The organism is Daejeonella sp. (assembly GCF_037719425.1).
Lineage (GTDB): Bacteria > Bacteroidota > Bacteroidia > Sphingobacteriales > Sphingobacteriaceae > Daejeonella.
The window spans coordinates 1-11814 of record NZ_JBBJNI010000135.1 but is presented as its reverse complement, the minus strand read 5'-3'; the positions used below and the strand labels follow the sequence as shown (position 1 = coordinate 11814).

10 protein-coding genes and 1 riboswitch are annotated in these 11814 nt (G+C 41.1%); of the genes, 7 read left to right on the top strand and 3 right to left on the bottom strand.

Annotation, left to right across the window (positions count from 1 at the left end; translation table 11 throughout):
• From proS to WKF69_RS15480, 5 genes are all read left to right on the top strand, one after another.
• A partial coding sequence (gene proS / locus WKF69_RS15500) for a proline--tRNA ligase (RefSeq protein ID WP_340383030.1) occupies window positions 1–1442 on the top strand: 1442 nt, incomplete at its 5' end.
• A 12-nt stretch (window positions 1443–1454) separates the two neighbouring features.
• Window positions 1455–2165: a hypothetical protein gene (locus tag WKF69_RS15495; RefSeq protein ID WP_340383028.1), complete on the top strand. Its 711-nt coding sequence runs from the start codon at window positions 1455–1457 to the stop codon at window positions 2163–2165.
• Window positions 2166–2363: 198 nt separating this feature from the next.
• Window positions 2364–3509 (top strand): cystathionine gamma-synthase, encoded by a 1146-nt coding sequence (locus WKF69_RS15490; protein WP_340383034.1) that lies wholly within the window; start codon window positions 2364–2366, stop codon window positions 3507–3509.
• A gap of 130 nt (window positions 3510–3639) precedes the next feature.
• Window positions 3640–4551 carry a TIGR02757 family protein gene (locus WKF69_RS15485; protein ID WP_340383026.1) on the top strand — a complete coding sequence of 304 codons (912 nt, stop codon included), beginning with the start codon at window positions 3640–3642 and terminating at the stop codon, window positions 4549–4551.
• Window positions 4548–5351: a phosphatase PAP2 family protein gene (locus tag WKF69_RS15480; RefSeq protein WP_340383024.1), complete on the top strand. Its 804-nt coding sequence runs from the start codon at window positions 4548–4550 to the stop codon at window positions 5349–5351. The genes WKF69_RS15485 and WKF69_RS15480 overlap by 4 nt, the downstream gene beginning before the upstream one ends.
• A gap of 99 nt (window positions 5352–5450) precedes the next feature.
• Here WKF69_RS15480 and WKF69_RS15475 read toward each other — a convergent pair whose 3' ends face one another.
• Together WKF69_RS15475 and WKF69_RS15470 are read right to left on the bottom strand one after the other, a co-directional pair.
• Window positions 5451–6599 carry an AI-2E family transporter gene (locus tag WKF69_RS15475; protein WP_340383022.1) on the bottom strand — a complete coding sequence of 383 codons (1149 nt, stop codon included), beginning with the start codon at window positions 6597–6599 and terminating at the stop codon, window positions 5451–5453.
• 92 nt (window positions 6600–6691) lie between these two features.
• The gene (locus WKF69_RS15470; RefSeq protein WP_340383021.1) at window positions 6692–7948 is read right to left on the bottom strand and encodes a serine hydrolase; all 1257 of its coding nucleotides are present in this window, start codon (window positions 7946–7948) and stop codon (window positions 6692–6694) included.
• A gap of 106 nt (window positions 7949–8054) precedes the next feature.
• A riboswitch (cobalamin riboswitch) is annotated at window positions 8055–8252 on the top strand.
• 100 nt (window positions 8253–8352) lie between these two features.
• On the opposite strand from WKF69_RS15470, the gene WKF69_RS15465 reads away from it, so the two are divergent.
• Complete coding sequence (locus WKF69_RS15465; protein ID WP_340383019.1) at window positions 8353–10251, top strand: TonB-dependent receptor; 1899 nt, start codon at window positions 8353–8355, stop codon at window positions 10249–10251.
• Window positions 10252–10457: 206 nt separating this feature from the next.
• Window positions 10458–11480 carry a patatin-like phospholipase family protein gene (locus tag WKF69_RS15460; protein ID WP_340383018.1) on the top strand — a complete coding sequence of 341 codons (1023 nt, stop codon included), beginning with the start codon at window positions 10458–10460 and terminating at the stop codon, window positions 11478–11480.
• 161 nt (window positions 11481–11641) lie between these two features.
• Here the strand turns inward: WKF69_RS15460 and WKF69_RS15455 are convergent, their stop codons facing one another.
• A complete protein-coding gene (locus tag WKF69_RS15455) occupies window positions 11642–11806 on the bottom strand; it encodes an ATP-binding protein (protein ID WP_340383032.1) in 165 nt (54 codons plus the stop codon).
• Between the last annotated feature and the right edge of the window lie 8 nt (window positions 11807–11814).

The following is an 11814-nucleotide window of genomic DNA, read 5'->3' as shown; positions in this document are numbered from 1 at the left end:
ATTATTCACAGTGGTATAATGAACTTGTTACAAAAGCAGACATGGCCGAGCACTCCGCTGTTCGTGGTTGCATGGTAATAAAACCCTACGGGTACGCAATATGGGAAAATATGCAGGCCGCGCTGGACAAGATGTTTAAGGACACCGGTCACAGCAATGCTTACTTCCCTTTATTTATTCCTAAGTCTTTTTTTTCCAAAGAAGCTTCGCACGTTGAGGGTTTTGCCACAGAATGCGCCGTTGTAACGCATTACCGCCTGAAGAACGACGGAAATGGAAATATTGTGGTTGATGAAGATGCAAAGCTCGAAGAAGAACTTATTGTAAGGCCTACTTCTGAGACTATTATATGGAATACCTATAAAGGCTGGATCCAGTCTTATCGCGATCTGCCTATCCTGGTAAATCAATGGGCGAATGTGGTACGGTGGGAGATGAGAACCCGGCTTTTCCTTAGAACCGCTGAATTTTTATGGCAGGAAGGACATACCGCTCACGCTACATCGCAGGAAGCTATTGAAGAAACAGAAAGAATGCTTGAAGTTTATGCTGACTTTGCAGAGAACTGGATGGCGTTGCCCGTTATAAGGGGTAAAAAGACGGCGAGCGAACGCTTTGCAGGTGCCCTTGATACCTATTGTATTGAAGCTCTTATGCAGGATGGCAAGGCGCTTCAGGCTGGTACCAGTCACTTTCTGGGACAGAATTTCGCGAAGGCGTTTGATGTTAAGTTCACCAGCAAAGAAGGTAAGCTTGATCACGTATGGGCTACATCGTGGGGTGTATCAACCAGACTGATCGGGGCCCTGATAATGGCTCACTCTGATGATTCCGGGCTGGTTTTGCCGCCAAAACTTGCGCCTATACAGGTTGTGATCGTTCCAATCTACAGATCTGATGAAGAAATGGATAAGATCTCAGAACTCGCTAACGAAATTTCTAAAGAACTTAAACTCAAAAACATCTCCGTTAAATACGATAACAGGGATACACTCCGCCCAGGATTTAAATTCGCAGAATACGAGCTAAAGGGCGTTCCGGTAAGGCTTGCAATTGGGGGCCGCGACCTTGAAAACGGGACTATTGAAATTGCAAGAAGAGACACAAAAGAGAAACAAACAATATCACGAGACGGATTAGTAGTCTATATTGAAAATCTGTTAGCAGCGATGCAGCAGAGTATTTTTAACAAAGCCCTGAAATTCCGGGAAGACAATACAAGGGAAGCGAATTCTTACGATGAGTTTAAGTCAATTCTCGATGAAAAAGCAGGGTTTGTTTCTGCGCATTGGGATGGAACTCCTGAAACTGAGAAACAGATCAAAGATGAAACAAAAGCTACCATACGCTGTATTCCTTTGGACAATAAGCAGGAAGATGGTATTTGTATTGTTACCGGCAAACCATCTTCACAAAGAGTTTTATTTGCGCGAGCATACTAATTAATTCCATAGATGGAAGACCTTAAACCGTATGACCATATTCTGAAGTTGCTTGAACACAAGGCTGTTATGAAGCAGCAGATTTTCAGAACGACAAAAAAGGTGTTTGATCGATTTAGAACTCAATTAGAGGAACTCGGCGATAAAATGCGTTTTGATTTTAAGGAAAAAGATCCGGACGTAGAAATTCAATACTCCGAGAAAGGTGAGTTTGAAGCCCAGTTAAAGTTTTCGGGCGACGTGCTTGTTATTTCGATGCATAGTAACGTATTCAGTTTCCCGCCAGAGCATGCCGTAAATCAGCTCAAATATGTCAAGGACAAGCCAACGCGAAAGTATTGCGGGGTAATTCACTTTCACAACTTTTTAGCCGACTCACTGAAATATAATCGTAGCTCAGACACGGGCTATTTATTAGGGCGGATATTTATCAACTCGGAAGAGCATTTTTTTGTAGAGGGGCAGAGCCAACTTGGTTTCTTGTTTAACTCATTTGGAAAAGGTAAGATACAGCAAACGCAAATTCTTGAGATTCTGGAACTGGCAATCATCTATTGTATGGACTTCGATTTGCTAACTCCTCCATTTGAAAGTGTAAGACAGATCACGCTGGAAGAAAAACAATTTATGGGAGCGAATTCCGGCTACCCGACGGGAAAGAGAATGGGTTACAAGTTCAGAACAGAGCTTGATCAGGGTGTTATTCCGAGTAATCAGAAATAGTTGCTGGTGGTTGGTTTGCCGCGCTGCGCCTGCCTGCGGTAGGCAGGCTCGCAATGACATAGTTGTTAAGCTGGACGGTTAAAAGGCTGGGACAAACCTACAGCACAATACAATTCATTCCGTTCGCTATGCGTATTTTTGAGCTGGCGTTGGCATAATCCATAAGGGCGTTTAACCAGGCCTTTACAACAAAATCATATAAATATGAAATTCGGAACCAAAGCAATACATGCAGGTCAGGAACCAGATCCTACGACCGGGGCTATTATGACTCCAATTTACCAAACCTCTACATACTGGCAAAAATCGCCTGGCGATAACAAGGGTTTCGAATATTCCCGCGGGACGAATCCGACGCGACAAGCATTAGAGTCGTGTTTGGCGGCTTTGGAAAATGCAAAACACGGACTTGCATTTTCAAGTGGCATGGGAGCGACTGATGCCGTATTGAAACTACTGAGCCCGGGCGACGAAGTGATCACCGGCGATGATCTTTATGGCGGGTCTTACAGGATCTTCACAAAAGTGTTTGCTAATTATGGCATCAAATTCCATTTCGTTGACATGACACAGGCAGAGAATGTCAAAAAACATATCAATGCGAATACTAAGCTTATCTGGATTGAGACTCCAACCAATCCCACCATGCAGATTGTGGACATTCAAGCTGTTGCTGATATAGCAAAAGCGAACAAGGTTCTCTTAGCTGTTGACAACACTTTCGCTTCGCCCTATCTTCAAAATCCTATCGATTTGGGTGCTGATATCATAATGCATTCAGTGACCAAATATCTTGGCGGGCATTCCGACGTAGTGATGGGTGCATTGATGGTAAATGACGACGATCTTTACAAACGCTTGTGGTTCATTTATAACGCATGCGGCGCAACTCCAGGACCTATGGACAGTTTTCTGGTCTTACGTGGTTTGAAAACGCTTCATTTAAGGATGAAAGCGCATTGCGAGAACGGAAAGCAGATTGCTGAATTTCTGAAAGGCCATCCAAAGGTAGATAAGATATACTGGCCAGGTTTTACGGATCATCCGAACCATGGCGTCGCCAAAAAACAAATGCGCGATTTTGGCGGGATGATTTCCATTACCCTGAAAGGGGCAGACCTGCAGGAAACGTATAGAATTGCATCTTCATTTAAGGTTTTTTCCCTGGCGGAATCACTGGGAGGCGTTGAATCGCTTATCAATCACCCGGTTTCTATGACGCATGGATCTATTCCAAAGGCAGACAGAGAAAAGGTTGGTGTTACCGACAACCTGCTTAGATTAAGCGTGGGAGTTGAGGATATCGAGGACCTGCTTGAAGACATCAAACAAGCATTAACCTAGTTTAGATTGCTTTGCTGCGCCTGCCTGCGGTAGGCAGGCTCGCAATGACAACCGGCACGAAGGGATACGCCATCGGGCTCGCTGTCCTTGCGAGGAGGTACGACGAAGCAATCTCTTATTAGTAACCAGCATGACCGACAGAAAAGCCGTAAATCTGATTTCTCAAAATCTCAAAGACTTTCTGGATCAGAAAGTTGATCTATATAATCAGCCGGGATTTATACAAAATGATCCTGTTTGTATTCCGCATAAGTTTAACCTCAAGCAGGATATTGAAATAATGGGCTTTTGGGCTGCCATGCTGGCCTGGGGGCAAAGAAAAACCATAATCAATAAATGCAATGAGCTCATCCAGCTTATGGATGGTGCGCCTTATGATTTCATCAAAAATCACGAGGACACAGATTTAAAGCGTTTCTCCGCATTTAAACATCGTACTTTTAATGATACGGATACGCTCTATTTTGTGGAGTTTTTTAAACAGCATTATAAGAATCACGAATCACTTGAATCTGCCTTTATTCCGGAAATAACAGCAGCAAAAGCAGCTATATATCGTAACGATTTCTTAGCAGTTTCTTCGAATAGTCATCGTTTAATTGAAACGTCATCAGCTCCTTGTTACTCTAACGAAATGGATTTCAGGGTGATTGAAAATTCCCTTAATTATTTCAGGAGTTATTTTTTTTCGCTCCCGGATTTCCCGCGCCGAACCATTAAACATGTATCTTCTCCTTTGCAAAAATCAACCTGCAAGCGTTTAAACATGTTTTTGCGATGGATGGTTAGGGATGACGACAGGGGGGTAGATTTTGGTATCTGGAAGTCGATTCGGCCAGCAGACCTGATATGCCCAACGGATCTGCATGTGGAACGGGTGGGACGAAAGTTAAAGCTTATCACACGGAAACAGGTAGACTGGCAGACAGCTCTTGAACTAACCGCAAACCTTCGTCAGTTTGATCCGGCTGACCCCGTTAAATATGACTTTGCATTATTTGGCTTAGGAATTGATGAACAATTCCAAAATCAACTAATATGAAACTGATAACTACTTCCTTATTGTCATTGATAATTTCATTCTCTGCATTTGCGCAGAATGAGTCACCCTATAAGACTTCTTTAAAGACTGATGGTCCAATTATCCTTGGTAGTCTTGGGTTGGGATACCTGGGTTTGAATATGATAAAAAACAAAGACGCCTTAACTGCTGCCGAAGTGGCTTTGAAAACACCAGATGATGTGAACGGATTCGACCGCTTTTCGGCCGGCGATTTCTCTGAGAAGGCTGACAAAGATAGCTACATTCCATTTTACGCATCATTTGCTGCGCCGGTAGTAATGCTTTTAAATAAGAATGAAAGTAAAAAGGCAGGGCAGATCTTAGTGTTGTTCACCGAATCTATGGCAATTACCGGAGCGATGTTTAGTTTAACTGCCGGATCAATACAAAGAAGCCGTCCGTTCGTTTACGGTACAGAAGCGCCCCTTGCTAAACGCATGGATAAAGATTCTCAACGGGCATTCTATGCAGGGCATACAGCTGCAACAGCAACCGCCACATTTTTTCTGGCTAAAGTTTTCCAGGATTTTAATCCTGAATCAAAGGCTAAACCTTATGTATGGGCTGCTGCAGCATTAGTGCCGGCATCGGTTGGATATCTAAGATTGAGGGCAGGACAGCACTTTTTAAGCGACAACTTACTAGGATATGCTTTAGGAGCTGGAGTTGGTATCCTTGTTCCGCAATTACATAAAAAGGGCAGCACCAGCAGTTTTAGTTTAAGCCCGTCTGTAAACCCCGATTATAAAGGGGCAACATTACTTTATAGTTTAAAGTAAGAAATTAGGAAATTAGAGAATGAGCAAATTAGCAAATTTGTCCCAACCCGGGGTAGCCATTACTAATTTGCTTATTTCCTAATTTACCCATTTGCTAATTTACCTCTTCGCCTTGGTAGGCTCGATGTCATTTTCCTTCTTAATCTCTTCAGTAACCTTATCGCTCTTTCTTCTCAGCCTAAGGAAACTCATAGGGCTTCGCAGAGGTCTTTCATCCCCAAGCAACACACCCCATTGCTTAAACATTTCGGCACGGTCGAATATGATCTTCAGCACAGCAATCATCGGCAAGGCCAGGAACATTCCAGGCACTCCAACCAGGCTTCCACCGATGAACACTCCAAGTATTGCGGCAAATGCATTAATCCGGACCTTTGACCCTACAATCCTAGGCATCAATATGTTATTGTCAAGGAACTGAACAAATGCTATAACCCCAAGCACTATGAAAATTGGTGCGATCTCCTGAGAAGAAGTTAGCGTTAGCAGCACGCCGATTAGATTTCCGACCAGGGCTCCAACGTATGGTATCAGGTTTAATATTGCGAAAATAACACCAATAAGCAAGGCGTGCTTTATTCCAAGCAGCATCAATATCCCACCTAAAAGAACAGTTATATAAGCAATTTGTATAATAAGACCTATCAAATAGCTTTTAATGATCACCTCCGTTTCCTTCATCACTTCTTCTACTTTTTTATGCTGGCTGGGTTCAAACCAGATAAATACGAAGCGAAGAAGCAGGTTTTTATAAAAGAGGAAGAGGTAGATGTATATCGGCATCAGGCCGAAAAACACAAACACTGAACCTAATGAACCTACCGCACCGCTGACCATGGTGCCTGCATTCGCGAGCATTTTAGAACTCTGATCCTTTAGAAACTTGACCTGTTCGGGAGTGCTGAAGTTTGTTTTCTGATTAATCCAGTCGCTCAAACTGGTTAAATGTATTCCCACATTCTTCTGAATAGAGGGTAAATCCGCTACCAGCCGGCTTATTTGCGCGGAGAAGAACCAAATGATAGCGGCCATAAATATCGCGACAAGCAAAATCGGAAGGAGGATCGCCAAAACTTCAGGCACTTTCTTTCTTCTGAGAAATCGATACACGGGGAGAAGCATGATACTTACGAAGAATGCCATTAGCACCGGCATAATTATGCCCTTGCCAAGAACGAGTAACGTTCCTAACAGGACAAGGCCAAGCAATTCTATCGATCTTCTAACGGTTAGTGGGAGGTCTTTCATAAATAATTTAGTTAAACCATGAACGCGTATTAGCTAATTAAGTTTGATGTCAGCACAACGATTGTTTTTTACAGTTAACAGGTTCATACGGTCTAGTGCAAGCTTTTAAGTTTACTGAGTTCTGGAAGATATTTCTTATTTCTTTTAAGTTCATGATCGTAGATTACCCGGCCTAATTCCTTTAAGAACGGATAACAGATCGTTTGATATTCGTATATGCCATCGTTATAGATTCCGTCTTCATTAGACTGTACTACCGCTGTAAGCAGGAACTCCACTTTATTATCAAAGTCGACGAAATAAGAATTGTCGATGACATAGCCATAGGAGTCACCGTACTTATTGAAAATCCGGATGTTTGGATTCGGGCTTACATCCTTTTCACGGCCGTAGAACAGAAACTTACTGTAGGTCGGCCAGAAATTCCCGGGATTATATTTTGGAAAATCACTTTCTGCAGGATACATGGACATGTATTTGTATATCAGCCGGTAATCATCGGGCTTCAGGTTAAATTGTTCCGCTTTAGGATAAGCCTCCGGGAACATCAGTTTCTTCATGATCAACTGCTGATCCCAAATGGTGTAAACGTTATTGTCAGCGAAGTTGTAAGGTTCCATAATCAGTTTACCTCTACCGTCCGTATATCCTTTTCCTCTGATCATATTTTTTAACGGAAGGGGATAATCGTTAGAATCGTATAATGCCGGCTTTTTATACACCAGATCCTTACCGTTATAAAATGAAATTGGATTGGTGTGCCGTCTACTTTCGCCGGCATCGCCTATTGCCAGTCTGTTGAGGATCCGGCTCTGTACTGCGCCGTTGGCTTTTAATTTCCTGTTGATCTCTTCACGTCCAAGAAATTCGAAAAGACGGTTGTACGCATCATTATCACTGGTGAGGAGGATCTTTTTAATATAATGTTCGATACTTGGAAGCCCGCTGGCGGAGTTTGCATCTTTTTTCACCTTTGTCTGCCCTGCAAATGATGAATCGGTTATCATGACGCTTTTGCTCGTAAATCCCGGAATGTTCAATTCATTGATCTTTTCAAGCGCAAAAATTGAGGCAGGAAGCTTGACCGTGCTTGCAGGATAGAAATACCATTCAGGATCGAGATTATAGCTGTAGGAAGTGAAATGGGGGATATTATTCTTGTCTCTGTCTATCCGTGTATACAGGATCTGGACTTCTTTATTTTGCGGATGGTTAAGAATGCTGTCAAATATTCCATGATGTCCTTTCAAGGTTTTTTTGAGAAACCTGGTATTAAACTTTGGATGGCCCGTCTGGGCAAAAACGTAGGAAGACATGATCAAGGCTGTAAATAACAGAGATGTTTTCATGTAATAAATATAGGATTTAGTGATAAACTTAATACATGATGAATCTATTTAGGTTCCAGCTTTCGCTGGAATCGCTACGCGAGTTTGCAATTAATAATTCTTGTATTACATTTGCATCGCTTTAGGTTCCCGATTTCACGATCGGGATTAAAAGGGAACCGGGTTAGAATCCCGGACAGACCCGCTGCTGTGTTCTCCACAACGGTTATCCAAACTTATGGTCACTGTTTCCGCCAGGCGGAGATGGGAAGGCCGGATAAACCGGGAGTAAGTCAGAAGACCTGCCTTGGCTTAACAATTCATAGCTTTCGGGGATTGAAGCTTGAATGGTACTGGTGTACAACAGGGCCATTTCTGTATTCCTTCATTATCTGTTTGCTGTGGGATAAACAACTCACAACAAAATGAAAAGAACTAAATTTTATGTCGTTGCAAGCCTAGGGCTGGCACAATCTGTGTTGCTTTACAGCAATGCATCCGCACAGGATCGAACTCCTGAAACTCTCGGTGAAGTGGTAGTTACCGCCAGCCGTTCCCCGAAAAAAATCTCTGAGATCGGTAAAGTCGCCCGGATTATTACGGCGGAAACGCTCAGCAAAAGCCAGGGAAGAACCCTTCCAGAAGTCCTAAATAATGTCGCCGGATTAACTATTGGCGGAAACGGCAATAACCCTGGTGATATTAAATCGGTATTCCTTCGCGGAGCCTCTGCCGCAAATACCCTTATCCTTATTGATGGCATTCCGGTAAACGATGCATCTGGAATATCAGGAGAATATAATATTGCAGCCATCGCTATAGATCAGATAGAAAGAGTTGAAATATTAAAAGGCGGAAATTCCACTTTATATGGCTCGGATGCTGTTGCCGGGGTAATTAATATTATCACAAAAAAAGGAGTCGGAAAGCTAAGTGCTAACCTTACAGCTACCGGAGGAAGTTTTGATACATACAGGCAAATGCTCGGGTTGAATGGAATGATCGGGAGTACTTCAATTTCTTTCAATGCTTCCAATCTGGATTCTAAAAGTTTTTCTACTGCCGCTCCGGGGAAAGGCGAAACTAATTTTGATAAGGATGACTTTCATCAAAAGTCAGTCTCTGTTAATATTGCCCAGCAATTAAGCAGCAAATTGATCTTGAATGGCAATTTCCAGGCTAATGATAACCAGGCAGGGCTTGATAATGGTGCGTTTGCAGATGCGATTGATTACGACTATACCAAATCTGCATTTTTAGCCGGCTTTGGAGGAAAACTTTCCATTAACAGGGGTAGTTTAAATTTTAATCTTAGCCAAAATAATGTCGGAAATCACTTCGACAATAAAGGCTCAATTACAAATAACTCTGGAGATATTACCCATGCGGAGAGTAATTTTAACTATGCTTTCAACGACGTAATTGATATTGCCAGCGGTGTTAGCTACCGGTTTGCAAAAACAGAGCAGCGTAACCCTTTCAGCAAACCATTATCTGCCGATAATAACATCAAAAGTATCTTTACTTCCATATTTATTAAATCTAAGAGTGGCTTTCAGGCGGAGTTGGGAGGCCGAGCAAATGATCACAGTCAGTTCGGCAATAATTTCACTTACACAATTAATCCGTCCTACCTTTTAGCAAACCGTTATAAAGTCTTTGTTAATGTTTCATCGGCTTACAGAGTTCCTTCATTATTCCAGTTGTTCTCGCAGTTCGGGAATTTAACTCTGGAGCCAGAATCATCAGTAACTTATGAAGCTGGTTTAGATCTCAACTTTACAGATAATTTAAACCTTTCCTTTGCCTATTTTGACCGAGAAATTGAAAATGTCATCGATTTTGGTCAGTTAACACCCGGTAAGTTTGGATACATCAATCAAAATAATCAGAAAGATAAAGGTTTTGAGCTGGAATTAGGTTTTAAACCTACCTCAGTAATCAATTTAAATGCCTTCTATGCTCATGTTAACGGAGAAGTAACCACACCGAAAAGCCAAACTTTCAATCTCTTCAGAAGGCCTAAGGATTCTTTTGGATTAAATGCGGGTTTTAATGTGAGTGAGAATTTAAGTTTCAATATGATTTATAAATATACAGGCGATAGAAAAGATCGCTACTTCGATAGTTCCACATTTAAGACTGTTGATGCAGATATGGATTCGTATAATATGGTGGATCTGTACGCACAGTACAAGCCAGCGGCAAGACTCACCTTGTTTACTGATGTAAAGAACCTTCTTGATGAAAATTATATAGATTTTAGTGGTTATAACACTAAAGGATTAAATTTTAATGCTGGTTTCAGACTGGAGTTTCAATAGTATTCAATTTGTTTAAAGGCTGTGAAGCCCGTCCGGCCACCCGTCGGCCGGGCTTACACGAGCTTATATTCATAAATATGACGAATTGACATTATCTTTAATTTATATCAGAAACCTTTCGGGGCACCGTAATACAGCTCATAAGAAAAGATTAGTAAAAATTTTAGTCACAGGCGGTGTAGATGATACTTTCAATAAATACTTTCATGATGAAAACCACTTATTTGGTAATTATATTTTCAACTCTTTTCCTTAATGGGTACTCCCAAATTCGCAATTACGAAAATATTGTATTTGAAGGGGCCGGAATGAGAGGTATAGCCTATACTGGCGTTCTACGGCAATTTGAAAAATCCGGGATAAGTAATAATATCAAAAAAGTTGGAGGGACATCAGCCGGGGCCATTACTGCATTAATGTTTTCATTAGGTTATAATTCAGATGAAATTTATGATATTATTTCAGGAACAAAATTTCAGAAGTTTAATGACGGGGAATTTATCTTTTTCGGAGGATTCTCCAGGTTAAATGGAAAATATGGTTGGTATAAAGGAGATAATTTTATTAAATGGCTGGAAAAAATAATAAAAAGCAAAACAGGAAACTCTGAAATAACTTTCAAAGAACTTCAGGAGAAAGGTTTTAAACAGCTGTATGTTACGGGTACGTCTATGAATAAGCAGAAGCTTTTAATTTTTTCTTCAGAAACATATCCACAAATGAAAGTAAAAGATGCTGTGAGAATTTCAATGTCTATTCCACTTTATTTTGAAGCAGTGTTTATAGACAGCATAGGGCGGGTTTATAAAAAGCATCGAGGCGTTGAAAACCTTGACGTCGTTGTAGATGGTGGTATCATGGGGAACTTTCCCATATTTATGTTTGACAGTATAGGTCTGGACTCACTTAACAATAAAATAAGAATACCAAATTATAAGACCATTGGAGTAAGGATTGACTCTGACTTACAAATTAAAAGTGATTCCCTGGATAAGGAATTAGTTCCGGTTCAAATCAGTAATATCAGTGATTATTTGCAAGCATTTTATCTGATAGTACTGGAAAATCTTAATCGAAATAAATTAATTCCTGAAGACTGGGAACGAACAATTTCTGTTTCATCGGCCGGAATTAGTCCCAAAATTAGAAAATTAACTAAGGAAGAAAAAGAAGCATTAATCTTGAGTGGTGAGCAACACACTTTAGAATTTATAAAAAAAAATAAATAGTGTCTGACACCTCTATATGAGCACTCGGCATCGCAGCCGTTTACTCAATTGGAAAAAGGGCGGGGGTAGTAGCGCCAAGTCAACACCAAAAATTTATTTCGAAAAAATACAACTATTTTATGTCTATGAAGCAACTTACAAATTGTATTATTTTAGGCATTTCAAATCTTCACAGGAAGTATAAAGCTAAAAGTTGAGCCTTTATCTATTTCGCTTTCTATTGTGGTATATCCCTTATGCCGTTTAATAATTTCGGTGGCGATAAATAATCCGATACCAAAACCTGCAAAAACATTTTCATTTTTTCCTTCCACACGATAAAACAGGTCAAATA